This window comes from Mesorhizobium sp. M5C.F.Cr.IN.023.01.1.1, assembly GCF_003997585.1.
Lineage (GTDB): Bacteria > Pseudomonadota > Alphaproteobacteria > Rhizobiales > Rhizobiaceae > Mesorhizobium > Mesorhizobium wenxiniae.
On the sequence record NZ_RZSU01000040.1, the window covers coordinates 23,118 to 49,144 of the forward strand.

At 63.6% G+C, this 26,027-nt stretch carries 23 protein-coding genes and 1 pseudogene; 11 read left to right on the forward strand and 13 right to left on the reverse strand.

The genetic code is table 11. From position 1 onward, the window contains the following. Window positions 1-30: 30 nt before the first annotated feature. Both EOA78_RS17605 and EOA78_RS17610 read right to left on the reverse strand, forming a co-directional pair. Window positions 31-3,114: an efflux RND transporter permease subunit gene (locus tag EOA78_RS17605; protein WP_127316224.1), complete on the reverse strand. Its 3,084-nt coding sequence runs from the start codon at window positions 3,112-3,114 to the stop codon at window positions 31-33. Next, window positions 3,111-4,382, reverse strand: coding sequence for an efflux RND transporter periplasmic adaptor subunit (locus tag EOA78_RS17610; protein ID WP_127316252.1), 1,272 nt, complete (start codon window positions 4,380-4,382; stop codon window positions 3,111-3,113). Before EOA78_RS17610 ends, EOA78_RS17605 begins: the two co-directional genes overlap by 4 nt. 144 nt (window positions 4,383-4,526) lie before the next feature. Between EOA78_RS17610 and EOA78_RS17615 the strand changes: the two genes are divergently transcribed. Both EOA78_RS17615 and EOA78_RS17620 read left to right on the forward strand, forming a co-directional pair. Beyond that, window positions 4,527-5,063 carry a TetR/AcrR family transcriptional regulator gene (locus EOA78_RS17615; protein WP_127316225.1) on the forward strand — a complete coding sequence of 179 codons (537 nt, stop codon included), beginning with the start codon at window positions 4,527-4,529 and terminating at the stop codon, window positions 5,061-5,063. A 248-nt stretch (window positions 5,064-5,311) separates the two neighbouring features. Then, complete coding sequence (locus EOA78_RS17620; RefSeq protein WP_127316226.1) at window positions 5,312-5,602, forward strand: hypothetical protein; 291 nt, start codon at window positions 5,312-5,314, stop codon at window positions 5,600-5,602. A gap of 138 nt (window positions 5,603-5,740) precedes the next feature. Here EOA78_RS17620 and ugpC read toward each other — a convergent pair whose 3' ends face one another. Genes ugpC through EOA78_RS17670 form a run of 10 tightly spaced genes read right to left on the reverse strand, consistent with a single transcriptional unit; the run spans window position 5,741 to window position 15,260 of the window. Next, window positions 5,741-6,832 carry a sn-glycerol-3-phosphate ABC transporter ATP-binding protein UgpC gene (gene ugpC, locus EOA78_RS17625; protein WP_127316227.1) on the reverse strand — a complete coding sequence of 364 codons (1,092 nt, stop codon included), beginning with the start codon at window positions 6,830-6,832 and terminating at the stop codon, window positions 5,741-5,743. Beyond that, on the reverse strand, window positions 6,825-7,862 hold the full coding sequence (locus EOA78_RS17630) for an ROK family protein (RefSeq protein ID WP_127316228.1): 1,038 nt from the start codon (window positions 7,860-7,862) through the stop codon (window positions 6,825-6,827). The genes ugpC and EOA78_RS17630 overlap by 8 nt, the downstream gene beginning before the upstream one ends. After that, window positions 7,859-8,584 carry a ribulose-phosphate 3-epimerase gene (locus EOA78_RS17635; RefSeq protein WP_127316229.1) on the reverse strand — a complete coding sequence of 242 codons (726 nt, stop codon included), beginning with the start codon at window positions 8,582-8,584 and terminating at the stop codon, window positions 7,859-7,861. Before EOA78_RS17635 ends, EOA78_RS17630 begins: the two co-directional genes overlap by 4 nt. Next, window positions 8,581-9,414, reverse strand: a complete 834-nt coding sequence (locus EOA78_RS17640; protein WP_127316230.1) for an alpha/beta fold hydrolase — start codon at window positions 9,412-9,414, stop codon at window positions 8,581-8,583. Before EOA78_RS17640 ends, EOA78_RS17635 begins: the two co-directional genes overlap by 4 nt. Beyond that, the gene (locus tag EOA78_RS17645; RefSeq protein ID WP_127316231.1) at window positions 9,414-10,232 is read right to left on the reverse strand and encodes a sugar phosphate isomerase/epimerase; all 819 of its coding nucleotides are present in this window, start codon (window positions 10,230-10,232) and stop codon (window positions 9,414-9,416) included. The genes EOA78_RS17640 and EOA78_RS17645 overlap by 1 nt, the downstream gene beginning before the upstream one ends. After that, on the reverse strand, window positions 10,232-11,308 hold the full coding sequence (locus EOA78_RS17650) for a Gfo/Idh/MocA family oxidoreductase (protein ID WP_127316232.1): 1,077 nt from the start codon (window positions 11,306-11,308) through the stop codon (window positions 10,232-10,234). The genes EOA78_RS17645 and EOA78_RS17650 overlap by 1 nt, the downstream gene beginning before the upstream one ends. 10 nt (window positions 11,309-11,318) lie before the next feature. Continuing rightward, complete coding sequence (locus tag EOA78_RS17655) at window positions 11,319-12,140, reverse strand: sugar phosphate isomerase/epimerase (RefSeq protein ID WP_127316233.1); 822 nt, start codon at window positions 12,138-12,140, stop codon at window positions 11,319-11,321. A gap of 4 nt (window positions 12,141-12,144) precedes the next feature. Then, window positions 12,145-12,981: a carbohydrate ABC transporter permease gene (locus tag EOA78_RS17660; protein WP_127316234.1), complete on the reverse strand. Its 837-nt coding sequence runs from the start codon at window positions 12,979-12,981 to the stop codon at window positions 12,145-12,147. Continuing rightward, window positions 12,978-13,910 carry a sugar ABC transporter permease gene (locus tag EOA78_RS17665; RefSeq protein WP_127316235.1) on the reverse strand — a complete coding sequence of 311 codons (933 nt, stop codon included), beginning with the start codon at window positions 13,908-13,910 and terminating at the stop codon, window positions 12,978-12,980. The genes EOA78_RS17660 and EOA78_RS17665 overlap by 4 nt, the downstream gene beginning before the upstream one ends. Before the next feature lie 3 nt (window positions 13,911-13,913). Beyond that, the gene (locus EOA78_RS17670) at window positions 13,914-15,260 is read right to left on the reverse strand and encodes an ABC transporter substrate-binding protein (protein ID WP_127316236.1); all 1,347 of its coding nucleotides are present in this window, start codon (window positions 15,258-15,260) and stop codon (window positions 13,914-13,916) included. Between the two features lie 165 nt (window positions 15,261-15,425). Here EOA78_RS17670 and EOA78_RS17675 point away from each other — a divergent pair, with 165 nt between their 5' ends. Both EOA78_RS17675 and EOA78_RS17680 read left to right on the forward strand, forming a co-directional pair. Next, the gene (locus EOA78_RS17675; RefSeq protein ID WP_127316237.1) at window positions 15,426-16,574 is read left to right on the forward strand and encodes a Gfo/Idh/MocA family oxidoreductase; all 1,149 of its coding nucleotides are present in this window, start codon (window positions 15,426-15,428) and stop codon (window positions 16,572-16,574) included. Window positions 16,575-16,590: 16 nt separating this feature from the next. Continuing rightward, window positions 16,591-17,568 carry an alpha/beta hydrolase gene (locus EOA78_RS17680; protein WP_127316238.1) on the forward strand — a complete coding sequence of 326 codons (978 nt, stop codon included), beginning with the start codon at window positions 16,591-16,593 and terminating at the stop codon, window positions 17,566-17,568. On the opposite strand, the gene EOA78_RS17685 is transcribed toward EOA78_RS17680, so the two are convergent. Further along, a complete protein-coding gene (locus EOA78_RS17685) occupies window positions 17,556-18,581 on the reverse strand; it encodes a LacI family DNA-binding transcriptional regulator (RefSeq protein ID WP_127316239.1) in 1,026 nt (341 codons plus the stop codon). The two genes, EOA78_RS17680 and EOA78_RS17685, sit on opposite strands and share 13 nt — an antisense overlap. A 240-nt stretch (window positions 18,582-18,821) precedes the next feature. Here EOA78_RS17685 and EOA78_RS17690 point away from each other — a divergent pair, with 240 nt between their 5' ends. The 7 genes and pseudogenes from EOA78_RS17690 to EOA78_RS17720 all read left to right on the forward strand — a co-directional run bounded on the left by EOA78_RS17690 (window position 18,822) and on the right by EOA78_RS17720 (window position 25,987). Further along, window positions 18,822-19,766, forward strand: a complete 945-nt coding sequence (locus EOA78_RS17690) for a sugar kinase (protein ID WP_127316240.1) — start codon at window positions 18,822-18,824, stop codon at window positions 19,764-19,766. Then, window positions 19,763-21,082 carry a D-tagatose-bisphosphate aldolase, class II, non-catalytic subunit gene (locus EOA78_RS17695; protein ID WP_127316241.1) on the forward strand — a complete coding sequence of 440 codons (1,320 nt, stop codon included), beginning with the start codon at window positions 19,763-19,765 and terminating at the stop codon, window positions 21,080-21,082. Before EOA78_RS17690 ends, EOA78_RS17695 begins: the two co-directional genes overlap by 4 nt. Window positions 21,083-21,199: 117 nt before the next feature. Beyond that, entirely contained in the window at window positions 21,200-22,084 is an 885-nt protein-coding gene (locus EOA78_RS17700) for a dihydrodipicolinate synthase family protein (protein ID WP_127316242.1), read from the forward strand. 20 nt (window positions 22,085-22,104) lie between these two features. Continuing rightward, complete coding sequence (locus EOA78_RS17705; RefSeq protein ID WP_065007183.1) at window positions 22,105-22,764, forward strand: GntR family transcriptional regulator; 660 nt, start codon at window positions 22,105-22,107, stop codon at window positions 22,762-22,764. 63 nt (window positions 22,765-22,827) lie between these two features. Further along, a complete protein-coding gene (locus tag EOA78_RS17710; protein WP_127316243.1) occupies window positions 22,828-24,165 on the forward strand; it encodes a sugar ABC transporter substrate-binding protein in 1,338 nt (445 codons plus the stop codon). After that, window positions 24,165-25,166 carry a sugar ABC transporter permease gene (locus tag EOA78_RS17715; protein WP_245477554.1) on the forward strand — a complete coding sequence of 334 codons (1,002 nt, stop codon included), beginning with the start codon at window positions 24,165-24,167 and terminating at the stop codon, window positions 25,164-25,166. The genes EOA78_RS17710 and EOA78_RS17715 overlap by 1 nt, the downstream gene beginning before the upstream one ends. Then, a pseudogene (locus EOA78_RS17720) lies at window positions 25,167-25,987 on the forward strand (carbohydrate ABC transporter permease). It begins immediately after the preceding gene. The last annotated feature ends 40 nt before the right edge of the window (window positions 25,988-26,027 follow it).

Below are 26,027 nucleotides of genomic sequence, written 5' to 3' on the forward strand. Positions count from 1 at the left end.
AGGCCGGAAATTTCCGGCCTTTTTTGTCAATCAATCAACCGGGACCGGCATCAGCTTCGGGTCAGGCTTCTCGGCGTGATGCGGCAGGTCCTTGCTGGCAATGAAGGTGTAGAACATCGGCACCACGAACAGGGTGAACATCGTTCCCACCAGAATGCCGGTGAAGATCACCAGGCCCATCGAATAGCGCGCCGCCGCACCCGCGCCGCTGGAGATGATCAGCGGCACCACGCCGAGCGCCATCGCAGCCGTCGTCATCAGGATCGGCCTTAGCCGCACCCTGGCCGAGGCGACGATCGCATCTCGCCGCCGCATCCCGTGGAGCTCGCGCTGCTGGTTGGCAAACTCGACCAGAAGAATGCCGTGCTTGGTGATCAGACCGATCAGCGTGATCAGGCCGACCTGCGTATAGATATTGAGCGTCCCCAGCCCCAGATTGAGCGGCACGATCGCGCCGAAGATCGACAGCGGCACCGACATCATGATGATCAACGGATCGCGGAAGCTTTCGAACTGCGCCGCCAGCACCAGATAGATGACCAGAACGGCTGCCGCGAAGGCGATGATGATCGTGTAGCCCTGTTCCTTCTCCTGCCGCGACTGGCCAGTATAGTCGATGAAGAAGGTATCGGGCAGGCTTCCCCTGGCGATATCCTCGATCGTCTTCAGCCCGTCGCCGGTGGTGACGGTGGGCAATGGCAGAGCCGAAATCGTGGCGGAGTTCAATTGGTTGAACTGCTCGATCGCGGCCGGCGATGCATTGGTCGAGATCTTCACCACCGCCGAGAGCGGCACCATCTCGCCCGACGCGCTGCGCACGAAATACTCGGCCAGCTTTTCAGGGTTGTCGCGGAAGTTCTGCGGCACCTGCGGGATGATGTCGTAGCTGTTGGATTCGCGGTCGAATTGCGCCACCTCAGCGCCGCCGACCAAGAGGGTCAGCGTCCGGCCGATGTCGGCGATCGGCAGGTTGAGCGCCGCGGCGCGGTCGCGGTCGATCGTCACCGTCACTTCTGGCGCGTCGTAGGACATCGAATTCTGCACGGCGAGGAAGCGACCGGAGGCCTGCGCCTTGTTCTTGATGTCCTCGGCCGCCTCATACACCTGGGAGGCCTCGCCGGTCGAGCGCACCACCATGGTGATCGGCAGGCCGCCGCCGGAGCCGGGCAGCGTGGGCGGTGCGAAGACGAAAGCTTCGACGCCCGCAACCTTGCTGAGGCGACCCGTGATGTCTTCCTGAAGTTCCTTCGAGCTGCGCGTGCGGTCGGCCCAGTCCTTGAATGCGAAGCCGACGAAGGCGTTGTTCGTCGGGCCTTGGAACGCGACGGCGGAGAACCGCGCCCTAGTTTCGGGGATATCATTCATCAGCCCGAGAATCTGGTTGACATAGGTTTCGGTGTAGTCCGACGTCGCATAGCGCGGCGCATTCACAATAGACAGCAAGAAGCCCTGGTCTTCTTCCGGTGCCAGTTCGCTCGCGGTCTTGGTGAACATGAAGCCGGTCGTGGCGACCAGTGCGATGACGATCATCAGTGTCACCGGGCGATATTTCAACGAGCCGCTAACCAGCCGTTCATAGACGTTTTCGACGCGCCTGAATGTGGTGTCGACAATGCGCTGGAAGCGGCTGTGCGAGCCGGCCCTGAGGATGCGTGCCGACATCATTGGCGTGATGGTGAGGGCGACGACACCCGAAAGCACCACCGAGCCGGCAAGCGTCACCGCGAATTCGCGAAACAGCGCGCCGGTCAGGCCGCCGGTGAAGGCCAGCGGCGCGAACACGGCGGCCAGCGTTATCGTCATGGCGATGACGGCGGACGAGATCTCCCGCATGCCGTTGAAGGCCGCCTGCATCGGCGACAAACCGTCTTCCTCCATATGGCGGTGGATATTTTCCACCACCACGATGGCATCATCGACGACGAGGCCGATCGCCAGCACCATGGCCAGCAACGACAAAAGATTGATCGAATAGCCCAGCGAAAACAGCAGGAAGCAGACGCCGATCAGTGACAGCGGAATGGTCACGATCGGCATCAGCACCGAGCGGAACGAGCCGAGGAAGAGCAGGATGACGACGATGACGATGGCGACCGCTTCGCCGATGGTCTTGAACACCTCCTCGATCGACGCGCTGATCTGCTCGGTCGAATCGTAGACGATCTCGATCGTCATGCCTTGCGGCAGCGTCTCCTGGATCGTCGGCACGATTTCGTGGATCGCCTCCGCTGTCGTCAGCGGATTGGCGGCCGGCGTCGGAAAGATGGCGAGGAAGATGCCGGGCTTGCCGTTGAAAGTGACCCTGGTGTCGGTGTTCGCCGCGGCGAGCTCGACGCGCGCCACATCGCGCAGCCTCACCACATTGCCGTCCTTCGATCGGAGCGGAAGGGCGGCGAAAGCCTCCGGCGTCTGCAGCGTCGAGCGAACGGTGATCGAGGAGGCGACGTATTCGTTTTCGGTATTGCCGGGCGCGGAGAGGAAATTCGATTCATTGATGGCAGTCAGCACTTCCGCCGCCGTCACGCCGCGCGCCGCCAGTTTGACCGGGTCGATCCAGACGCGCATCGAATATTCGGCGGCCCCGAAGATCTGAACGTCGGCGACACCCTCGACCGTCGACATGCGCGGCCGTACGACGCGCTCGATATATTCGGTGAGCTGTTCCGGCGTCATGTTCGGATTCTGCATCGAGATGTACATCATCGCGAACTGCTCGCCGGTGCCCTTGACGATCACCGGGTCTTCGGCCTCGTCTGGCAGATCGCCGCGTACGCCTTGTACCTTCGACAAGACTTCGTTCAACGCGACGTCGGGGTTGGAGCCGAGTTTCATCTGCACCGTCACGGTGCTTAAGGACGGCCGGCTCGCCGACGTGACATAATCGATGTTTTCGGTCGAAGCGACGGCACGGGCGATCGGCGCGGAAATGAATCCCTGGATCAGGTCGGCGCTGGCGCCTGGATAGGCCGTAGTGATCGTGATGGCCGTTTCTTCAACCTCCGGATACTGCCGGATCGATAGGTTGAAGATGCCCTGGAAACCCAGAAGCAGGATCATCAAGGCGAGCACGGTCGAAAGGACCGGGCGGCGGATGAAGAGGTCGGAAAAGCTCATTGCTGGGCTGCCTGCTGGTTCGCCGGCTTGGTCGGGTCGATCGTGTTGTCGACGGCTACGGACATGCCGTTGGAGAGCCGGTTCTGGCCGGCGGTAACGACTTCGTCGCCGGGCGCAATACCTTCCAGGATCTCAACCAGGCCGGCATTGCGGCGGCCGGGCTTGACGAACACCTGGGCAAGTGCGAGCTGCGGTTTCTGTTCTTCCGCTGTCGATTCGGCCGGGGTGGCAGCCGGTTTTTCCTCGGGTTTTCCCGCAGGCGCTTCGGCCGCGGGCTTCGCAGTATCCGTGGCTGGCTTTTCTTCCGGCTTTGCCGCCGCAGCAGGGGCGGCGCCATTGGCCGCGGCCGGCTTCGCCGGACGCACCACAAAGACGAAGTCACCGTAGAGGCTGGAGGTCAGCGCGGTCTGCGGCACCGTCAGCACGTTGTTTTCCTCGGGCAATTCGACGCGCACCTGCACGAACTGGCCAGGTGTCAGCTTGCCTTCGGGGTTGGCGACCTCGGCTCTGACCGTCACCAGCCGGCTGGTCGGGTCGATCTTCGGGTCGATACCGCGAATGGTGCCGGCGAACGGCAACTCGCCGTCGCCAATGCCCAGCCGCACCGTCTGGCCGATCTTCAGCAGCGGAAGCTGCTGTTCGGGAACCGAGAAATCGGCCCGCATCGTCTCCAGGTCCTGCAGGGTCGCTACGGAAGTGCCGGGTGAGAGATACTGGCCGAGATCGATCCTGGGGATACCCACTGTGCCGCTGAAGGGCGCGGTCAGCAGCTTCTGCTCGAGCACCGCCTGCAGCCTGTTGACCTGTGAAGCGGAAGCCGATGCGGCTGCCCGCGCCGAGTCGAGCGTCGATTCCGAGCCGACACCGCGTTTCTGCAATTCAAGGGCGCGTGTCAACGCCGTCTGGTCGAGCGCCGCTTGCGCCTTCGTCGCATCGAGATCGGCGCGCTCGGCGGCATCGTCGAGCTGAAGGAGAACCGCGTTGGCTGCAACCTTCTGATTGGCGTGAAACAGGATGTCCTTGACGATGCCGGCGGTTTCGACGGTCAGGTCGACGCCGCGGACCGCACTGACAGTGCCGATCGCCTCGACGCCCGGCGTCCAGTTCGTCGGCTTGACGATTGTCGTCGACACGGTCGCGGCCGGCGGCTTCATCGTGGCGAAGAATTGCTGCATTGCATTGTCGCGGAACAAATTGAAGCCGACGATGCCGCCGCACACCAGCACGAGCAGAATGAAGGCAATGATGAAACGCTTGATCACGAACAGTCCCCTTGGCCATGGCCCGGCATAACAGTCGGATGACCGAAACACATACCTGTGACTGGTCCCGATTTCAAATGACGGCGATCTTACTGTACCGTCTGGACGGTCTTGTCAAATCCGCGTAGGCTAATGTATGGGGAGCGACTGATGAAGGCCCGCAGAACAAATTCGCGTGATAAAATTCTCGCCGCCGCCGCCGATGTGGCACGCGAGACAGGGCCCGGCAGCCTGTCGCTGGACGCCGTCGCCAGCCGAGCCGGCGTGTCGAAAGGCGGCTTGCTGTACAATTTCCCGACAAAGGCGAAACTGATGCAGGCGCTGGTGGAGGATTACCTGCGCGCCTTTGAGCAGGCGCTGGAGTCCGCCCGCACGGCCGGCGCCAGCGGCGAAAGCCCGCTTGCGACCTACATCAAGCTTTCGGCCGAACATGCCGAGGAATCGAAACCGTCGGCTTCCTGGATATTTTCGGCGATCGCCGAGGATCCCGATTTCCTGACACCGATAAAATCGTTCAGGCGGCAGGTTTTCGAGCGGCTCAAGGGAGAGACGCCGGACCTCAAGGCGCTGCTGGTCTGCTACCTCGCCATCGAAGGACTTCGCAGCATGAACCTCTTCGACTCGGACGTCCTTTCACAGGACGAACGCCGGTTGCTGGTATCGTCCTTGCTTGAGATCGCGGGATAGATTGCCGCGAGCAATTGGCGTGAATGGCCGAAACCCCTATCTGGCGGCCAGGCGCTGTCATTGTCATGACCGGATTTCCTACGTGTTGCCGGCCGGATGCGAATAGCCTTCCCCCGCGCCCCAGGATAATTATGACAGGTGAGATCATGGTTGAGCCGGTTGGCCCAAGATGCCGTTCAGGGAACTTTTCTTCGGCTGGCGATTTTGGCTATATGGTAGAAAGCCGAACTGCCAGAAGGGTATTGCCGATGACGACAAAACGCTTTGCGATCCGCGCGCTCGCCTTCGCGATAGGCTGCAGCATGTCCGCCTCGGCTTTCGCCGGGGACAAATACCGCGACCATCGGCAACGCGACTACCGGGTTCAATCCGAACGCTACGTTCCCGCCGAAGGCGACATCATCGACATTCTGTTCGGCGGCCCGCGCTACTATGACCAGCAGTTGGTCACGACAGCCGCCGGAGCCTGCTCCTACCACAGGGTCGGGCCCGACGCGAATGCCTTGAACAAGATCAACGATCACCACTGCGGGAAGTAGGCGGCAGGCTTCAGCGCCCGCCAGCCTCCTTCATCCGCGCGATGATGTCGGCCATCAGCGCCAGGTCGCGACGGGAGTCCGCGAGGTTTGGTCAGAGGGCTTCGCCGTCACTTCGGGTCAAACTGCAGGTGCACGCGATCAGCCCGGTTGCAGCGGCGCCAGCGCCGGGCCATCCATACGAAACAGATGGCAAAGCGCGGGAGAAATATCGAGCGCGATCAGGCTGTGCAACGGCGTCCTGTCGCCACCTTCCGCCTGCACGACCAGCGTGATGTCAGGCGCGATCTCAACATGCAGGATTGTCAGACTGCCAAGCCGCTCCGCCAGCACGGCTCGCCCCTTGAATTGTCCGTTGGCCGAGATGCGGAGATGTTCCGGCCGCATGCCGAGCAGCAGCTCGTCGCCAGATTTGCTTGCACCGGCGGCAACCGGCACGGTCAACGCCTGGCCGTCCGGCAATGTCACGGTGACGCCTTCGGGGCCGGTCGACGCCACTTTCAGCTTCAGCAGGTTCATCTTCGGCGAACCGATGAAGCCGGCCACGAAGATGTTCGCTGGCCGGTTGTAGAGTTCGAGCGGCGAGCCGACCTGTTCGATGCTGCCACCGTTCAGCACCACGATCTTGTCGGCCATGGTCATGGCCTCGGTCTGGTCGTGGGTGACGTAGATCATGGTCGCGGCCAGATGTTCGTGCAGGCGCATCAGCTCGAGCCGCATGCTGACTCGCAAGGCGGCGTCGAGATTGGACAGCGGCTCATCGAACAGGAACACTTTGGGATTGCGCACAATGGCGCGGCCGATGGCGACACGCTGGCGCTGGCCGCCCGAAAGCGCCTTCGGCCGCCGGTCGAGGAGATGCGAAAGCTGCAGCACCTCGGCCGCCTCTCGCACCTTGCGTTCCTTCTCCGCGGCGGAAACGCCGGCGATTTTCAGCGCAAAACCCATGTTCTCCGCCACCGTCATGTGCGGATAGAGCCCGTAGGACTGGAACACCATGGCGAGCCCGCGCTCGGACGGATCGATATCGTTGGCGCGCAAGCCATCGATCAGCAAGTCGCCGGCGGTGATCTTTTCCAGGCCGGCGATCATGCGCAGCAGCGTGGACTTGCCGCAGCCGGACGGGCCAACGAAGACAACGAATTCGCGGTCCTCGACGTCCAGGTCAAGGCCCTTGATGATCTCGACGGAACCGTAGGACTTGCGCGCACCACGCAGCTTGAGCTCAGCCATGGCTTGTCTCCCTGGCGCCGGCAAGCTCGGTCGCGCCGTCCTTGTTGTCCTCATCCTGCGCCATCGCCAATGGCGCGCCCGGTTCGCCTTCCCACAGGATCAGGCTGGCCGCGCCGATCAGTCCGGCGCGGTCGCCAAGCTGCGCCGGCACGATCGGCACGTCCCGGTAGGCCAGCATGGCCCGCTGCTCGACGGTTGCCCTGATGGTTGGAGCCAACAGGTCGAAACCGTTCGCAAGGCCGCCGCCCATGACGATCAGGTCCGGCGAATAGAGGTGAAGCAGGTTGGTGAAGCCGATGCCGAGCCACCTGGCTTCCGCCTCGATCAGCTCGAGCGCACTGATATCGCCGGCACGTGCGGCCTCGACGACGTGCCTGGCCGAAACGTCGCCGTCGGCCGAAAGGCGCCTGAGCAGGGAGCCGTCGCCTGGCGCTGTCAGAGCCGTGGCACGCCGCCCGAGCGCGGTTCCGGAGGCGACCGCCTCGAAACAGCCGACAGCGCCGCAGAAGCAGCGGTCGCCCTCGCCGGTGATGGTCATGTGGCCGATCTCGGCGGCAAGCCCGCGCCGGCCGTGATAGATGTGGCCGTCGGCAACGACCCCGCCGCCGATGCCGGTCGATACGGTGACGAACACCAGCGATCCGGTGCCCTGGCCGGCGCCGAAGCGCCATTCGCCCAGCGCGGCCGCGTTGGCGTCGTTTTCCAGCCGCACCGGCAGGCCGAAATGCTTGCCGAGAATGTCGATCAACGGCACGTCGTGCCAGCCGGCCAGCGTCGGCGGTGCGATCACGATCCCGGCCTTGGGATCGAGCGGTCCCGGCGCGCCGATGCCGATGCCGACGACATCCGCTTGTGGGCGCTGTGTCAGAAGAGCCCCGGCCAGCGCGATGATCTGCCCGATCACCGCATCCGATCCCGCGATCGCCATCGTCGGCGCCGAAACCTGCGCGACAACGCGGCCGCCGCTCTCGACCAGCGCGCCGCGCAGCTCCGTTCCGCCGAGATCGAAGGCGAGGGCCAGTCTTGTCATGAGGCGGCGACCTTCAGCCCCTGCAGCCAGGCCATGCGCTGCGCGAGGTCGGGGTCCCCGAATGCCAGCGATCCGAGCACCACCGTCTCGGCCCCGGCGGCGCGCAGGCGCGGCACCGTCTCGTGGCGGATGCCGCCATCGGCAGCCAGGACGATGTCCGCCTCCCGACCGGCTTGCCGCATCAGTGTACGCGCCTCCATCAGGCGTGGGCAGGCCTGGTCGGAAAGGCTCTGGCCCTTGACGCCAATGGATGTGCCAAGAAGCGTCACAAACGCGACTTCGGGCAGGAATGGGGTGACCGCAGCGACCGGCGTTTCCAGCCGGAGCACCACGCCGGCCTCGGCGCCGAGCTCATGCGCCAGCCGCACGGCGCGCAGGCCGGCCCCGCCGTTTTCGGCGTGCACACTGACCAGGTCGGCGCCGGCCTCGATGAACTGGCGGGTCTGCTCCTCGACGATCTCCGCTTCGACCATCAGGTGCACATGGATCGGCCTTGCCGTCAGCTTGGCGATCCGCGCCACCAGATCCGGGAAGAACAGGAAGCCGGGAGTGAAGCGGGCGTCCGCGACGTCGATGTGGTGGAGGTCGACAAAGGGATCTATGCGCTTCAGGTCGCGCTCCATATTGGCGAGGTCGGCCGACCACAGCGAAAACTCGCCGAGCAGCCGGTTGCGCGGCAAGGCGGCGATGGCAGCGGGACCGGACAGCGATTTGGTGGTCATGACGGAATGAGGCTCCGGATGTTGAAGTGGGCGTGAAGGAAGGTCGTGATCTCGGCCTGCAGCTCGGCGAAATGCCTGACACTGTCGAGCGCCTTGGAAGAGATTTCCGCAAAGGTCGCGCCGGGGACGGCCGCCGCGAGCGTATGGGCCGCCGACAGCGGATGCACCGCATCCATGGCATTGCCGATGACCAGCGTGGGGATGCCAAGCACCGCGGCGTCACTCGCGGAAACGCCTGGGCCGTCGGCGGCAATATCAGCGAGGACCTGCGCGAATGGCGCGGCGTCCGGCCGGTCGAAATAGCCGAACAGCGAGGCAAGGTTGTCGGGCGCGTCGCGCTGCAGGCGCGCGGCGGTTTCCGATTGCGCGAAGATCGTCCTGGCCTTGTCGGGGCCGTGGTCCAGGATAAGCCAGGCAATCTCGGCGATTGGCCGCAGGTTCACCGGCGCGCTGTCGAAAATCCAGGCCGGCCGCACCAGCAACAGGCCCGCGACGCGGTCCGGATGACGGCACGCCAGGCGCAATGCGATCGCGGCGCCCATGGAAATGCCGCCGGCGATGAAACGGTCGAGGCCGGCCTGATCGGCGGCGGCAACAACATCGTCCGCGAACATCTCCAGGGAAAACGGCCGGCGGCCGCCCAGTCCGGAGGCACCGTGTCCGCGGCATTCCAGCGTGATCCGCCGCAGCCCCGGCCCGGAAGGGAAGGCCTGGGCGACCTGCACCTCGCCACCGCCCAGCCCATGCTGAAAGACGAAAGCAAGCCCGTCGCCGCGGTCGGAGACTTGAAGCAAGGCGTCATCGCGAAGCATGGTGGCAGGGCGGGCCATCAGGTCAGCCCCTTGAGGAAGCGGGCAATCTCAGGCGCTTCGCCGGCCGAAAGGCCGTGCGTGACCAGCGGCCCGTCGAAGCCTGTCGCCTTGAGCCGGGCGACGAAATCCGCAAAGTCGACGACACCCCGACCGGCGGTAGTGAAGCGGCCGTCAGCGAAACGGTCCTTGGCATGGGCCATGGCGACATGGCCGGCCGTGGTCTCGACCGCAGCGGCCACGATGGCGCGTGCTTCCTTCGGGCTCGCCTGCTCGAACAGGTTCGCCGGATCGAGCACGATGCGCAGCCGTTTCGAGCCCATCTCGGCGATGAGGCGTATCGCGTCCGATGCCGAGGTGACGATGTTGGCCTGTTCGGGCTCGATGCCGAGATCGACGCCGTGACGCTCGGCGAGTTGCAGCGCCTTTTCCATTTCGCCCGCCATGTCGTCCCATGCCTCATGGTCGGCATTGTCGGGATGATATGCCCACTGATCGTCCGCGTTGCGCGTTCCCGTGCACAGCGTGACCAGCGGAACGGAAAGGTTTGCTGCGGCCTTGATGACCACGCCAAGCCGGAGCAGGCCGTCGTCGCGCACCGTCCTGTCCGGATGGGCCATGTTATAGGTGCCCGAGAGCGCCACCAGGGCGACACCGCACGCATTCGACGCGGCCGCGATGGCATGAATGGCGTCTTTCGGGACCGCATCCGGCATCGACGGCAGGCCGGCGCAAGCCAAGTTGAACTGGGTGACGGCAAATCCCGCGTCGCGGACCGCTGCCAGCACGCTGACCGGTTCGCTTCCTGGGAAGGTCTTGGCGAACACTCCGATCTGCATCAGACCGCTCCCGTGACGGAAGCGATCTCGACGCGCTCGCCTGTTTCGACCGAACGGGAGATCGCTACCATGGCGCGGATCGAGGCGAGGCCGTCCTCGACATCGGCGCCGCGCATAGGCTTGCCGTCGAGCACCGTGTCGGCGAGGCCTTCGAGCTGCCGCCTGAAGAAATGGCCGTCGGCGCCGAGCGGCTTTCGCGATGTCGCATCCTTCTCGTGAAAGATATCGACCTCGCTGGCCCGGAAATACCAGGGGTTGAAGGTCTTCGCGATCACCGAGCCGTTTTCGCCATAGAGCTGGAAGCCCTCGTGCCAGTCCATGCGGACAGCCACGGTGAGGTCGAGATGGCCAAGGACGCCATTGGCGAACTCGGTTTCGACGAACCAGCAATAGGCGCCGAAACGCTCGTTGAGGCGGGCGCGAACGGCGACGATCTCGCCGGACAGGAAGCGCGCGGTGTCGACGAGGTGCGAGCCGTGCGCCAGCATGAAATATTGTCTGAGATCGGCTTTCGGATCGCCGCCAGGTTTCCTTGCCAGCTTGCTGGTGACGGGCAGCGGCTGGACCGCGTCGGTGTTGGTGTAGCGGTGGGTGGAATCGCAATACCAGGCTTTTAGCGCCAGGATCTCGCCGATTTCGTCGCGGACGAAATCGCGCGCCGCTTCCAGCGCCGGGTCGAAGCGCTTCATATGGCCCACCTGCAGCACCTTGCCGGAGCGTTTAACCGCATCGGCGAGCGTTTCGCCTTCCTCGACCGAGACGCCGATCGGCTTTTCGCACAGCACGTGCTTACCGGCCTCGAGCGCCTTGATCGACATCGGAACGTGGTAGGCGTCGGAGGTTGCGACGATCACCGCCTCCAGCTGCGGGTCGGCGAGCATCTCATCGTAGTCGGCGCACATCTTCTCGGGTTCATAGGTCGCGCCCATGCGCGCCAGAAGGTCGGGGGCGGCATCGCAGATCGCATAGAGATCAGCGTTCCTGGCCTTCACGCAGGATTCGAGATGGGCGAACTGCGCGATCGGCCCGCAGCCGAGCACGCCGACACGAAGGCGACGGTCTTGTTTCCGGATCATGGTCTCTTCCTCACGCGCCGTAGTCGCGCATGATCTGGCGGTTGGTCTTGACCGCGGCGGCCGGATCGGCGGCGGCGGTCTCGGATTCCTCTTCCAGCACCAGCCAACCGTTGAAATGTGGCGCGGCACCGGCGATGTCGATCACAGCGTGGGTGTCGCAGACGCCCTTGCCGAGCATCGCCCATTTGCCGCCGGCATCGACGTCCTTCAGGTGGATGTAGCGGATGCGGTCGCGGTAGGTGGTGAGCGTGTCGATCATGTCTTCATGCCCGCGCAAGATGTGGCCGGTGTCGGGCACCCAGCCGACGAGCGACGGATCAATCAGTGCGAAAATCCGGTCGTAGTCGGCACGGTCGAATAGCAGCGTGTTGTGGTGGGAACTGGGATGGACGGCGATGTCGACGCCGGCCTTGCGCCCGAGTTCGCCGGCCCTGTTGTAGACCTCGGCCGCGATGGCAAACTTGTCGTCACGCGGTCCTTCGGACACGGAGGTAGCCGAGCCCATCGAGACGAGCGCGGCGGGAAATGCGGCGGCGAAATCGATCCAGCGCTGCGCCGTTTCGAGGTCGGCGCCGATATTGTCCTTCAGGGTAAAGCCGCTATTCGAGCCGAAAGCGAAGGAGACGAGCGTCAAGCCAGCCGACTCCAGCGCCATGGCGAATTCGGCCGGCCTGTCGGCATAGCGGCCGATCATCGTGTCGGTGATCTCAATGCCGGCATAACCACCGTCAGCGATCGCTTTGAGCAGATCGTCCGGACCGCCGGCAAAACCGTCTCCGAGCATTTCCCAGGTAAAGGTCTGGCAGCCGACTTTCAGGTCTTTCACGTTCATCCTTTCATTCCTTGATGCCGCCCTGCGTCAGCCCTTCGATGATGTGGCGCTGGAAGAACAGCACCAGCACGATCAAAGGGACGGTGACGACGGCCGAAGCCGCGGCGATGTCACCCCAGGGCACGTAATATTGGTTGGTGAAATTAGCGATGCCGACGGGGATCGTCTGGCGATCGATGTTGGAGGTGAAGGCGAGGGCGAACAGGAATTCGTTCCATGCGGTGATGAAGGCGAGCAGGCCTGTGGTCACGAGGCTGGGCAGCGACATCGGCAGGATGATGTGCCAGAGCAGGCCGGGAACGCTGACGCCGTCCATGCGCGCCGCCTCGTCGATCTCGCGCGGCAGCGTTTCGAAATAGCCGAACAGCACCCAGGTGACGAGCGGCAGCCCGAGCGCCAGGTAGGTTATGATCAGCGCCGTGTAGGTATCGAGCAGGCCGAGATTGGTCGCCACCAGGTAGAGCGGCCCGACTAGCGCGATCTGCGGGAACATCGACACCGAAAGGATGACCATCAGGATGCCGAAGCGGCCCTTGACGTTGAGCCGCGACAGCGCGAAGGCGGCCAGCGATCCGACGAAGAGGCACAGCAATGTCGTGGCCAGCGAGACCACCAGCGAATTCCAGACATAGCGGTGCAGCTGCTTCTCGATGAAGGCGTTGTAATAGTGCTCGAGCGTAAAAGGCGCGGGGATCAGCGACGGCGAGCCTGACGTCAGTGCCTTGTCGAGCTGGAACGATGTCGAGAACTGCCAGATGAAGGGGCCGCCGGACCAAATGAGAATCAGCAAGGCGCCGAGATAGATGGCGATCGTCTGCAGCGGTGAACGCGCGTCGTTCATTGCGCCCTCCTGATCTGCCTGATGAGATAGAGGCAGAATACCAGTGCGATCATGCCTTCGGTGACGAACATCGCCGTCGAAACGGCGGAGCCATAGCCGAATTGCAGCGTCGAGAAGAGCACCTTGTAGGACAGCGTCGACAGCGTTTCGGTCGAATCGGCCGGGCCGCCGCCTGTCAGCACATAGACGAGGTCGAAGACGCGAAAGGCGTCGAGCGCGCGGAACAGGCCGGCAATCAGCAATGTCGGCATCAGCAGCGGCAGACGGATGTACCAGAAGGTGGTCCAGCCTTTTGCGCCATCCATGCGCGCCGCCTCGATCAGCGAATTGGGCACTGTCTGCAGCCCGGTCAAAAGCAATAGCGCCATGAACGGGGTGGTCTTCCAGACATCGGCGATGATGATGGTCATCATTGCCGTGTCGGGCGAGCCGTACCAGTTGATGTTCTGGTCGATCAGCCCGGCATGCAGCAGGATATAATTGATGATGCCGTTCTGGCCGTCGAACAGCCAGCCGAACATCTTGGAGGTGACGACGGTGGGCATGGCCCAGGGCACCAGCATGGCGGCGCGAACCAGGCCGCGTCCTTTGAAGGCCTCGCACAGGATGAGCGCCATGCCGAGCCCGATGACGGTCTCAAGTATCGTGGATGCCGTAGTGAACCACATCGTGTGCCACCAGGCATTCCAGAATTGGGCGTCACCCCATAGCTGCACATAGTTGGAGAAGCCCGAGAACTCGTTCTCCTGGGTGATCAGCGAGGTGTTGGTGAGCGAGAGATAAAGCCCGTTGATGATCGGGTAGAAGGAAACCGACGCCAGCGATACGAAAGCCGGCGTCAACAGGAGCAAGGCCCACAATGAGACTGGAAGCGCGTTGCCAAACCGCCGCGGCCGGCCAATGCCAGGAACAGTGGCCGCCGCGGTCATGGTTCAGCCGACGATCTGGTCGATTTGCGTCGCCAGCGCGTCCATCTCGGCCTGGACGTTGCCTGAGACCAGCGCCTTGGAGATGCCCGACTGCAAGGCCAGCGTCACCTTCGCATATTCGGGCGTGATCGGCCGGGCGGTGGCGCCGGTGAACACTTTCTCGAGGCTCGCCATGAACGGCTGTTCGGTCTTGATCTTCTCATCCTGGAACAGTGCCGGGCGCGTCGGCGCGAGACCGAAGTTTAGGGCGATGCGATGCTGGGTTTCGGTCGACGACAGCCAGGTCAGCAACTCGATCGCGGCTTCGCGCTGCTTCGAGTTGGCGTTGACTCCTAGCTGGTAGCCGCCGAGACAGGCCGAGCTCTTGCCGCCGGGGAAGGACGGCAGCGGTGCTACGCCTATTTTGTCCACCACCTGGGAGGCCTTGGCGTCCTGGGCGATCGGATAGACATAGGACCAGTTGCGCATGAACATCGCCTTGCCCGAGGTGAAAGGCTGCCGCGACGGCTCCTCGTCCCAGGACAGGACGTCCTGCGGGCTGATCTTGCTCGTGGCGATGGTGCCGTGCAGGAACTGGATCGCGTCGACTGCGGCCTTCTGGTTGATCAGCGATGACTTGCCGTCTGGCGCAAGGATCGCGCCATTATTGGAGGTGATGATCTCGACGGCGTCGCAGACCAAAACCTCGGCCTGCTTGCCCTGCCAGAGGTAGCCGAAATCGACGTCGCCGGCCTTCTGCGCGGCAGCGGCGATGGCCGCCATGTCGGCCCAGCTTTCCGGGACCTTGCCGCCATGCTTTTCCAGCACGTCCTTGCGGTAATAGAACATGCCCGAATCCATGAACCAGGGAAGGGCGGTCAGCTTGCCGTCATAGGTACAGGCATTGAGGGTTCCGGAGAAGTAGGCGCTGCGCTTGTCCGCCGGAAAGTATTCGTCGAGCGGCAGCGCCCAGCCGGCGGCGGCAAAGCCGGCGATCCAGATCACGTCCTGGCTGAATACGTCGGGCGTGCCGGTGCGCCGGGCGAGTTGCTGGACGAGGCCCTGGTAGACTTTCGTCGAGGAACTCGGCGGCGGCAGCTCGATGTTCTTGACCAGAACGCGGTCCTGCGATTCGTTGAAGGCCTTGATCAGGTCACCGAAAGTTTCCTTGCCGAAGAAGGCGGCGCTGGCAAAGCTGATTTCGGCGCGCGACTGCGCGCGAGCCCGGCGGACGCCCAGCCCGGTGCCGAGGCCAAGTGTTGCCGCGCCCAGTAGGCCGGCGCTGCCGATGAGAAACTGCCGGCGGTCGGCGATCGTCACATGCGCCGCAGGCTTCGAGCCGGAGACCGGCGCTTTTTTGATGTCAGTCATTTTCTCCTCCTTGCGCTGGCAGCCTCCCAGCCAGCATTTCCGCATGTTCCATAAAAATTTTACGCGCGTCAATATTTAAAATGCTGTAAAGCGGCTTTCGAATCTGATCCGTTGCTGATGTTTGGTTCAGCCAGAGCGTTGCGACGTCGGGAGGTGAAGTAGAAAATGCGAGGAAAATCAGCGGCTAAGCTCGGCATTGGCGTTGTCGGGTGCGGCAACATCTCGATGACTTATTTGCGCAATGCAGCTCTGTTCGGTGAGGTGGAGCTGCGCGCCTGCGCCGACATATCGCCCGACATGGCGGCGCTGCGTGCGAGCGAATACGGTATGCGGGCGGTCAGCGTCGAAGCGCTCCTGGCCGATCCCGAGATCGACCTCGTCCTCAACCTGACCATCCCGGCGGCGCATTTCGACATTTCGTTTTCGGCGCTTTCGGCGGGAAAGCACGTCTTCACCGAAAAACCGCTGGCGACCTCGGCCAGCGACGGCCGGCGCCTTGTCGCCGAGGCAGCGGAACGCGGGCTGCTGCTGGGTTCGGCTCCGGATACTTTCCTCGGCGCCGCCGGACGGCGGGCACGCCGCCTCATGGATGAGGGCGCAATCGGCCGCGCGGTGACCGGCACCGCCTTCATGATGGGGCGCGGCATGGAGCACTGGCATCCCAATCCGCAATTCTACTATCAGCCGGGCGGCGGACCGGTCTTCGACATGGGGCCCTATTACCTGACGATGCTTGTTAATTTGCTCGGGCCGGTGGCCCGCGTGATGGCGATGGCGACGCGAGGCCAGGAGGAGCGGCTGATCACTGCCGAAGGCCCCCATCGGAACACCAGCTTCAAGGTCGGCACACCGACCAACATCCTGTCGCTGCTGGAGTTCCGCTCGGGCGCCACCGTCACCTTCGCTGCCTCCTGGGATGTCTTCAGGCACTCTAACCATCCGATCGAGCTGCATGGGACCGAAGGCTCGCTCAGGCTGCCCGATCCGGACACGTTCGGCGGCACCGTCTCGCTGTCGGAACGTGGGGCCGACTGGGCCGACTTCCACAGTGAGAGCGAACTCTATGGCGCGCGCAACTGGCCCTATGCCGCGCCGGACCGAGCCAACTACCGAATGCTCGGCGTCGCCGACCTTTCGCGCGCACTGGCAACCGGAAGAAAGCCGCGTGCGTCCGGCGATTTTGCGCTGCATGTACTGGAGACTATGGAAGCGATTCTTTCTTCGGGAGCGAGCCGCGAGTCCGTCGCCGTCAACGCAACCGTCGATCAGCCGCAGCTCCTCCAGGAGGACGAAGCGGTTAGCCTGCTTGCCTGATATCGGAGCGCTTACGATGACGACATCGCTTTCGCCCTTGCTCGATCCGGAGGCCCGGCACGTGCTCGACCTCGACCGGCAGGCGGCTGCCCCGCCATTCGAAGCCGGCACGCCCGAAGAAGCGCGCCGCGCCTATGAGCAGGGCTTTCCGGCACTCCAGGGCGAGCGCGAGCCGGTCGGCTCACTAACCGAGCGCACCATCACCGGACCCGGCGGCCCGTTGACGCTCAGGATCTATCGCGGACACGGCGTGAGCGGGGCCGCTGCCCCGGCGCTGCTCTATCTGCATGGTGGCGGCTGGGTGATCGGCAATCTCGACTCCCATGACGAGATTTGCCGGTGGCTTGCCAATATGGCGGCCTGCGTCGTCGTCTCTCCCGATTACCGGCTGGCGCCGGAACACAAATTTCCGGCGGCCATCGAAGATTGCCGCGCCGCACTTTCCTTCATGCAGGACGGCGCGGGCGATCTCGGCATCGACGCAGAACGAATCGCTGTCGCCGGCGACAGCGCCGGCGGCAATCTCGCTACCGTGCTTTGCCTGCTTGCGCGCGGCGACAAGAACCCGCCGACTGCGCAACTGCTGTTCTATCCGAACACGGACGCCTCGCAGGCGGCGGACAGTTATCGCCGCTTTGCCGACGGTTATGGTCTCACCGCGGCGACCATGGCCTGGTTCCGCGACCACTACATCCGCGATGCCAGGGACATTGGCGACTGGCGCGTATCGCCGCTCAAAGCCCAGAGCCTTGCCGGCGCAGCCCCGGCCTTTGTCGCCATCGCGGGTCACGACATCCTCGCCGATGAAGGCGAGGCCTACGCGAAGCGTCTGGACGATGACGAGGTGCCGGTCGTCCTGCGGCGCTGGCCCGGCCAGATCCACGGCTTCGTTTCGATGGGCCGCCATGGTCCGGTGGCACGGCAAGCGGTTGGCGCGGCGGTTGCCGCATGGCGCGGCTTCGATCCTGTCTTTGGAAACGCTCAGGCCGACTGACGCATTACCAGCGTCGCGTCGAGACTGACCTTGGGGGCAACTGCCGCGTCGTCTTCGTCCAGCAAGGCCAGCAGCGTCTCGACGCTGCGTCCCGCCATGGAAGCAAAGTCCTGCGCCATGGTGGTGAGGGCAGGGCAGGTGTAGCGGCTCAGCGGATGGTCGTCATGGGCTGCGACCCGCAGGTCGCAATCGCCCTTGCGGCCGACCTTGCGGCCTTGCGAGTAGGCGGCGGCCATCACGCCGAAGGCGAGACGGTCGTTGGCGCACAGAATGGTCCTGCCCGGCAGACCGCCACGGGCGAGCATCGCTTCCATCTGCTCATAGCCGATCCGTTCGAAATCCCAGGTGTAGTCATCGGTATTGCCGATGATGACAGGCTCATGTCCGAGCCGCTGCATGGCGCCGACATAGCTGTCCAGGCGTTCGCGCGAATTGTGGTTGACGTGGGGGATGTCGAAATAGACCGGGGCAGTGCCGGAACGACAGAGATAATCGACGATGGTCGAGACGCTCTGGCTGTTGTTGTTGCCGACGAATGGCGTGTCGCCCTCGAGATAGGTGTCGAAATAGACGATCGGTATGGTCTGCGTCAGCTTCTCCAGCGTGCGATGGTCGGAGCGCAGGCCGAGCGGCGCGATCAGCGCGCCGGAAACCTTTAGCGAAAGAATGGTTCGCGTCGCTTCCACTTCGAGCTCGCGCGAGCCGTGCGAGGAGATCACGATCGGCCAGTAGCCTTCGTCGCGCAGCCTGAGTTCGATTCGGCTGACCATCTCGGAATAGAAGGGATCGGCGACCGTCGGCACCACGATGCCGATGCTGCGGGTCCGCTTGCGGTTCAGGTTGCGCGCAAAGAGATTGGGCTGGTAGTCGGACGAGCGCAGCGCTACCTCGATCCGCTGACGTGTCGCCGGCTTGACGCTGGTCGGATCGTCGAAATATTTCGACAGTGTTGGCCTGGAGACGCCGCAAGAGCGAGCAAAATCCTCCATCGTCTTGTGTGTCATCGACATCAAAGCCCTCGCGCTGCCACGAGCGCTGCCGGTCTCTACATACGGTGCGCCAGCGCGCAACTGCAAGGCGAAACTTTACAGACAATTTCGATAGTTTTCATACGTCAATTTATTAATTGACGCGAAAAAGCACAAGCCCTATCACCTCCAGTGGGCGAATTCGAAATTCATGTCACCCGGAAAGTGCTCGCGCGGTTCATCAGAAGCGAGGCCGGGGCGAAACGCCGAGAGGGATTCCGCGAGATGAGGAAGCTGGTCAGTGCCGGCGAGATTCTGGTCGAGATCATGGCCGAGCGGATCGGCCAGAGCTTTCTCGAGCCTGGTCCGCTGCTTGGACCCTACCCGTCCGGAGCGCCTGCCATCTTCATCGGCCAGGCGGCGGCGCTCGGCCAGCCGGCCGGTCTCATCGGCGCCGTGGGCGACGACGATTTCGGCAGGCTGAATATAGAGCGGCTGCGGGCCCTGGGCGCCGACGTGTCGGCGATCGCGGTACACAAGGGCCATGCAACGGGCACGGCCTTCGTCACCTACCGGGCCGACGCCAGCCGGCATTTCGTCTTCAACATCCGCAACAGCGCCTCCGGCCGGATCGAGACCGACGGGGCGGCAACAAACTTGCTCGCTAGCGCCGACCACGTCCATGTCATGGGTTCGTCGCTGTTTTCCGACCGCGCCATCGCGGTGGCGCTATCGGCGATCGAGACTGTCAAGGCCAAAGGTGGAACCGTGTCCTTCGACCCGAACATCCGCCGGGAGATCATGCAGGCGTCCGGCATGCGCGGGGCGCTCGATCATGTGCTGGCGCGAGCCGACATCTTCCTGCCGAGCGGAGAGGAGCTCTTCCTGTTTTCATCGGCGAAGGACGAGAAGAGCGCGGTCGACGAATTGCTGGCCCGTGGCCTGTCCTGCATCGTCCTGAAGAAAGGCGCTGCCGGCGCCATTTATCATGATCATCACGGTGCGGTTGCCTCGTCAGGCTTTGCCGTTGACGAGGTCGATCCGACCGGCGCGGGCGATTGTTTCGGTGCTGCCTTCGTCTCGTTCTGGCTGCGCGGGGCGGCTCCTGCCGAAGCCCTGCGGATCGCCAATGCCTGCGGTGCGCTTGCCGTCACCCGCAAGGGGCCGATGGAAGGCATTTTCCCGCTTGAAACGGTCGAGGAATTCATCGCCAGGGGGAACACGCAGTGAGTGACGCGACGCGAAGGTTTGCGGACATTGCGGCCAGGCGCGCCGTAGGCGAGAGAAGCGGCATCGCCTCGGTCTGCTCGGCGCATCCGCTGGTCATCGAGGCCGCCCTGCGCCACGGCGTCGCGCGGCACGCGGATGTGCTGATCGAGGCCACCTGCAACCAAGTCAACCACGAGGGCGGCTACACCGGGATGAGGCCCGCCGGCTTCCGCAGCTTCGTCGAGGCGCATGCGCTGAAAGCGGGTTTCCCAGTCGATCGCCTGATCCTTGGCGGCGATCATCTCGGACCCAATCCGTGGAAGCACATGGCTGTGGCCGCCGCTATGAAGAAAGCGGGGGCGATGATCGATGCCTATGCGAGCGCCGGCTTCACCAAGATGCATCTGGATACGAGCATGGCCTGCGCCGATGATCCAGCCGTGCTTGCCGATGAGACCATCGCCGCTCGCGCGGCCGAGCTTGCAGCAATCGCCGAGGCGGCGGTCGAGCGCGCCGGCAGCGAGAAGCCCGTCTACGTCATCGGCACCGAAGTGCCGGTGCCGGGCGGTGCATTGGAGGCGCTCGACCACCTGAATGTGACGGCGCCTGACGATGCCTTGCGCACCGTCGAGGTCCACGCCCGGGCGTTTTCCCGTGCCGGCCTCGAAGCCGCTTTTGGCCGTACGGTCGGCGTCGTCGTTCAGTCCGGCGTCGAATTCGGCAACACCGAGATCGTGCCGTATGCGCCAGCCAAGGCGACCGAACTCCTGGCTGTGCTCGACCGCATGCCAAAAGTCGTTTTTGAAGCGCATTCGACCGACTACCAGCCGGCCGAAGCGCTTAACGCTCTCGTTCGCGACGGTTTTGCCATCCTAAAGGTCGGCCCCTGGCTGACCTTCGCGCTTCGCGAAGCGCTGTATGGGCTCAGCCATATCGCCGATATGCTCGCGCCGGACCCTTCGCGGGAAAGCCTGCCTGCCGCGATGGAACGCATCATGCTGGCGTCGCCAGGAAATTGGCAGAATTACTATCCGGGCACTCCGGAAGAGCAGCGCGTGCAGCGGCATTTCTCGTTCAGCGACCGCATCCGCTATTACTGGCCGACGCCGGAGGCGCAGCGCGCAATGCAGGCGCTGCTGGACGTCCTGAGCGAGAAGGATATCCCCCGGCCTCTGATCAGCCAGTATCTGGGGCAGCTCGACGCTGAGGTTGCGGCAGGCCGGGTCAAGCCCCTCGCGCACAACCTTCTGATCGGCAGCATCACCCGTGTCCTCGATATCTACGCGGACGCGACGGGACAGCAGGGATCGGCTGCCGGAAAGTCGGCAACCGCCTAAATCCGCCTCATATACGTCAGATGTCGATGTTGTTTCGAAAAGGGCGTCGCCGTAATTTGCAACTGACATGTTAGTGTGCTAGTGCCGCATGCACATTGATATCTGGAGAGAATAGCAGTGGCCTCGCGCTTTGGTCTTTCGGTTGCCCTCACCACGCCTTTCGAGGCGTCCGGGCAGATCGCCATCTCTCCCATGATCACGCAGACCCGCGCTTGCCTTGGCGCCGGCTGCAGCAGCGCAACGCTGTTCGGCACCACCGGGGAAGGCGCCTCGGTAGGCACGGGGGAGCGGCGGACTGTCACCGAGGCCATGTTGGCCGCCGGCATTCCGGCGCATCAGCTCGTCGCCGGCGTGATGGTCGATGCGGCCGAAGACGCCGCCGAACAGGCGCGACATGCCTTGCAGTGCGGTGTCCGCAATATCCTGCTGGCTCCGCCGAGCTACTTCAAGAATGTCGGCGAGGACGGGTTGTTCGGATGGTTTTCCGCCGTCTTCGCCGCGCTCGGCCCGATGGCTCGCGGCGTCCTGCTTTACAACATCCCCTCTGTCACCATGGTGCCGCTCCCGCTCAGCCTGATCGGTCGGCTAAGTGCTGCCTTTCCCGGCGTGGTCGCCGGTGTCAAGGATTCGGGTGGCGACTGGAACTACAGCGAGGCGCTGCTAAGAGCCCATGGCGACCTGGTGATCCTGATCGGCGACGAGCGGCACCTGGCGAGAAGTGTGCGCCAGGGCGGGCAGGGCGCCATCTCCGGCATGGCCAATTTCGTCACCGGCGAAATCCGCGCCATGGCCGAGGACGGGCGCGACGATGCCCGCGTCGAGAGCTTCGTGCTCGAATTGCTCAAGTATCCGGTCATCCCGGCGGTGAAGGTTATGGTGGCGCGCAAAACCGGCGACGAGCGCTGGCTGGCGGTCCGTCCGCCGCTGGAGCCGATCGCTTCGCAAGGGCGGCAACAGCTTGCCGCCGCCTATGACAGGCTGTTTGCGACAGAGCCGGCCTGATCGGCAAAGGAAGCGCTGAAATGGACGACAGCAGCGAACCGGCAACCCTCAGGGAAAGAGCTTATGCCAGTTTCACGCGGCATTTGCTGGCCCGCGATCTGCGACCGGGACAATTCGTGTCGCAGCGCGAACTGGTTGCCTTTACCGGGCTGCCGCTTGGCGCCATCCGCGAGATCGTGCCGCGTCTCGAGGCCGAGGGACTTTTGATGACCATCCCGCAGCGCGGCATGCAGATCGCCCATATCGATATCAGCCTGATCCGCGAGGCCTTCCAGTTTCGCCTGTTCATGGAGCGCGAAGCGGTGGCGCTGTTCACCGTCAACGCCTCCGACGCCGAACTCGCCCGCCTGCGGCGCGAACATGAGGACATGCTGGCTCAAGCGCTGTCGCAGGCGCCGACGCCGGAAATGGAAGCCAGGGCCCAGAACATCGATTGGGCCATGCACGACACCTTCATCGATGCGCTGGGCAACGAGATCATCGCCAAGGCGTATTTGGTCAATTCGGTAAAGATCAGGCTAATCCACCAGGAGCGTTTCCGTATCGACGGGCGCGTCGTGCCGGTGATGCAGGAGCACCTGACGGTGATCGAAGCGCTCGAGAGCCGCGACCCGCAAAAGGCGGTCGAGGCGATCAGCCGGCATATCGACAACGCGCGCCGGTTGGCGCTCCAGATCTGAGGACGTATGGTTCGCGGCTGCCCGCGACGCTATCCACAACGACAGCAACCCAGGGAGGAAGAAATGTCGTCCAATCCGTTTAAGCCAACAAGAAGACAAGTCCTTGCAGGAACCACGGCGCTAGCCGCCGCGGGCCTGGCGGGCCTTCGCCCGAGTTTTTCCGCCAGCGTCGACTGGAAGCGCTTTGCCGGCACGACGCTCGACGTCAATCTGGTTAAAAGCCCGCGCAGCGACACCATCCTGAAATATATCGCCGAATTCGAGGAGCTGACCGGCATCAAGGTCAATGCCGAGGCGACGCCGGAACAACAGCAGCGCCAGAAGACGGTGATCGAACTGAGTTCCGGCAAGCCGAGCTTCGACGTCGTGCATCTCAGCTATCACGTGCAGAAGCGCCAGTTCGAAAAGGGTGGCTGGCTGGCCGACATCGCCGGCTATCTGGCCGATCCGACCCTGACCGATCCTGGGCTGGTCGAAAGCGATTTCGCCGAGGCTGGCATGCTTTTCGCCAAGGACAGTCAGGGCGTGCTGCGGTCGCTGCCCTTCTCCGTGGACTACTGGATCGTCTACTGGAACAAGGAGCTGTTCGAGGCCAAGGGCCTCAAATACCCTGAAACGTTCGACCAACTGGTGGCCGCCGCCGAAGCGCTGACCGATCCGTCGACCAACACTTTCGGTTTCGTCGCCCGCGGCCTCAAGAATGCCAACACGCCGGTGTGGACGTCGCTGATGCTCGGCTACGACATGACGCCGCTCGACGACAAGGGCAAGCTGCGCACCGAAACGCCCGAGGCGATCGAGGCCGCTGCCCTCTACCAGAGGCTGATGACCAAGTCCGCCCCTCCGGGCGTCACCGGCTTCAATTGGGCTGAAGCGCAGTCCGCCTTCCTGCAAGGCAAGATCGGCATGTGGTTCGATGGCGTGGGTTTTGCCCCGCCGATGGAAAATCCCGAAAAGTCGCGCGTGGTCGGCAAGGTCGGCTATGGGCTCATGCCCAAGGGCCCCAAGGCGCATGCTTCCGGGACGTTTGGCGACGGCCTCGGCGTGACCGCCTCCAGCGAAAAGAAGGAAGCTGCCTATCTGTTCTGTCAGTGGGCGGTATCCCCGGTCATGGGCGCACGCTTGCTCCAGGCCGGCGCCGGCGTGCCCTTCCGCAAGTCGGTGCTGGAAGACCCCAAGGTGCGCGAAGGCGTCACCATGCCGGCAAGCTGGCTCGATGCCGTGGTTCAGTCCGGTAACATCAGCAGGCTGGCGCTGCCGGTGATCATCCCGGTTACCGAGTTCCGCGACATCTACGGCGTGGCGCTGACCAACATGATTGCCGGTGCCGATCCTGCCGAAGAGCTGAAGAAGGCCACGGCGCAGTTCCAGCCGGTTCTCGACAGGAGCGAGCAGGGCTGATGTCCGCCATTGCCCCAGAACGCACCGGGGTGACGGCTGACCGCACCGGGGTGACGGCTGACCGCACCGGGGTGACGACGGATCGCACCGGGGTGACGACGGAAGCCATCGAAGGGAGCCAGACGATCCGGCTGGCTCCCAACTACTGGCCCTTCGTCGTTCCGGCGCTCGTCGTCGTTAGCGCCGTGATCGTCTTTCCCTGGGCTTTCACGCTCTGGATGAGCGTCAACCGCTGGACGCTCGGCCAGTCGCGGAGCTTTGCCGGGATGGAAAACTATCTCCGTCTGGCCAGCGACCCGCGATTCTGGGAATCCCTGGTTCATACGCTGACCTACACCTCCCTCTCGGTGGCAGCGCCGATGTTCCTGGGCACTGTTGCCGCCCTGATCTTCGACGCCAAGTTTCCGCTGCGCGGTCTGCTGCGCGGCGTCTTCGTCATGCCAATGATGGCGACGCCAGTTGCCGTGGCGCTGGTCTGGACCATGATGTTCCATCCCCAACTCGGGGTGCTCAACTACCTTCTATCGCTGGTCGGTATCCCGGCGCAGGAATGGATTTTCAACGCCACCACGGTCATCCCTTCGCTGGTCGCGGTCGAGACCTGGCAGTGGACGCCGCTGGTGATGCTGATCGTGCTCGGCGGGCTGGCCTCGGTACCGCGTGAGCCGTTCGAGAGCGCCGAGATCGACGGTGCCAATGCCTGGCAGCAATTCCGCTATCTCACCCTGCCGATGATCGCGCCGTTCCTGATGATCGCGTTGATCATCCGCACCATCGATGCGCTGAAGAGCTTCGACATCATCTATGCGATGACCCAGGGCGGGCCGGGCACGCCGTCGGAAACCATCAACATCTATCTCTACAACACCGCCTTCTCCTACTACGACATCGGCTATGGCTCGGCGATGGCCGTGGTGTTCTTCATCGTCATCGTGGCGCTGTCCTTCATCCTGCTGATGCTGCGCCAGCGCTCGCAGTGGAACGATGCGGAGGGCAAATAGATGAGCTCACGTCTGCTCAACCAGATCGGCCTGTTTTTCGCGGCTCTGGTCATCGTTTCGCCGGCGATCCTGTTCTTCCTGTGGATGATCTCGCTTTCGCTGAAATTCGAGATCGATAACGGTGCCTATCCGCCGATCCTGATCCCCGAACGTTTCGCGTGTCGAACTATGTAAAGGTGTTCGAGGAGAACAATTTCCTGCTCTATCTCTGGAATTCGGTTCTGGTGACCGGCACGGCGACATTGCTGGCGCTGCTGATCGGCGTACCGGCCGGCTATGGCATAGCGCGGCTGAAGGCCGAAAGATCGGCGATCGTCATCATGATCGCCCGCATGACGCCAGGGCTGTCCTATCTCATCCCGCTGTTTCTGCTGTTCCAATGGATCGGGATCCTCGGCACGCTCTGGCCGCAGATCATCATCCACCTGGTGGTGACGGTGCCGATCGTGGTCTGGGTGATGATCGGCTATTTCGAGACCACGCCGATGGAGCTGGAAGAGGCGGCCAACATCGACGGCGCCAGCTCCTGGCAGGTGTTCCGGCTGGTCGCCCTGCCCATCGCCAAGCCGGGCATCGTTGTCGCCTTCATCCTGTCCGTCATCTTTTCGTGGAACAATTTCGTCTTCGGCGTGGTGCTCGCCAGCCGCGAGACGCGCACGCTGCCGGTCGCCGTCTACAACATGCTTTCCTATGAGCAGGTGAGCTGGGGGCCGCTCGCCGCCGCGGCGCTGGTGGTGACGCTGCCGGTGCTGGTCCTGACCATGTTCGCGCAGAAGCAGATCGTCGCGGGCCTGACCGCCGGCGCGGTCAAGGGCGGCTGAAGCCGCATTTAACTGGACATCATTCTTTTCTCCCGGAGAA

Excerpts from the sequence above, each read along its gene's own strand:
- EOA78_RS17680 (WP_127316238.1), top strand. The coding sequence starts at position 16,591 with ATGACGACATCGCTTTCGCCCTTGCTCGATCCGGAGGCCCGGCACGTG.
- EOA78_RS17670 (WP_127316236.1), bottom strand. The coding sequence starts at position 15,260 with ATGACTGACATCAAAAAAGCGCCGGTCTCCGGCTCGAAGCCTGCGGCG.
- EOA78_RS17710 (WP_127316243.1), top strand. The coding sequence starts at position 22,828 with ATGTCGTCCAATCCGTTTAAGCCAACAAGAAGACAAGTCCTTGCAGGA.
- EOA78_RS17675 (WP_127316237.1), top strand. The coding sequence starts at position 15,426 with ATGCGAGGAAAATCAGCGGCTAAGCTCGGCATTGGCGTTGTCGGGTGC.
- EOA78_RS17690 (WP_127316240.1), top strand. The coding sequence starts at position 18,822 with ATGAGGAAGCTGGTCAGTGCCGGCGAGATTCTGGTCGAGATCATGGCC.
- EOA78_RS17705 (WP_065007183.1), top strand. The coding sequence starts at position 22,105 with ATGGACGACAGCAGCGAACCGGCAACCCTCAGGGAAAGAGCTTATGCC.
- EOA78_RS17665 (WP_127316235.1), bottom strand. The coding sequence starts at position 13,910 with ATGACCGCGGCGGCCACTGTTCCTGGCATTGGCCGGCCGCGGCGGTTT.
- EOA78_RS17615 (WP_127316225.1), top strand. The coding sequence starts at position 4,527 with ATGAAGGCCCGCAGAACAAATTCGCGTGATAAAATTCTCGCCGCCGCC.
- ugpC (WP_127316227.1), bottom strand. The coding sequence starts at position 6,832 with ATGGCTGAGCTCAAGCTGCGTGGTGCGCGCAAGTCCTACGGTTCCGTC.
- EOA78_RS17650 (WP_127316232.1), bottom strand. The coding sequence starts at position 11,308 with ATGATCCGGAAACAAGACCGTCGCCTTCGTGTCGGCGTGCTCGGCTGC.
- EOA78_RS17630 (WP_127316228.1), bottom strand. The coding sequence starts at position 7,862 with ATGACAAGACTGGCCCTCGCCTTCGATCTCGGCGGAACGGAGCTGCGC.
- EOA78_RS17715 (WP_245477554.1), top strand. The coding sequence starts at position 24,165 with ATGTCCGCCATTGCCCCAGAACGCACCGGGGTGACGGCTGACCGCACC.
- EOA78_RS17635 (WP_127316229.1), bottom strand. The coding sequence starts at position 8,584 with ATGACCACCAAATCGCTGTCCGGTCCCGCTGCCATCGCCGCCTTGCCG.
- EOA78_RS17645 (WP_127316231.1), bottom strand. The coding sequence starts at position 10,232 with ATGCAGATCGGAGTGTTCGCCAAGACCTTCCCAGGAAGCGAACCGGTC.
- EOA78_RS17660 (WP_127316234.1), bottom strand. The coding sequence starts at position 12,981 with ATGAACGACGCGCGTTCACCGCTGCAGACGATCGCCATCTATCTCGGC.
- EOA78_RS17655 (WP_127316233.1), bottom strand. The coding sequence starts at position 12,140 with ATGAACGTGAAAGACCTGAAAGTCGGCTGCCAGACCTTTACCTGGGAA.
- EOA78_RS17620 (WP_127316226.1), top strand. The coding sequence starts at position 5,312 with ATGACGACAAAACGCTTTGCGATCCGCGCGCTCGCCTTCGCGATAGGC.
- EOA78_RS17605 (WP_127316224.1), bottom strand. The coding sequence starts at position 3,114 with ATGAGCTTTTCCGACCTCTTCATCCGCCGCCCGGTCCTTTCGACCGTG.
- EOA78_RS17640 (WP_127316230.1), bottom strand. The coding sequence starts at position 9,414 with ATGGCCCGCCCTGCCACCATGCTTCGCGATGACGCCTTGCTTCAAGTC.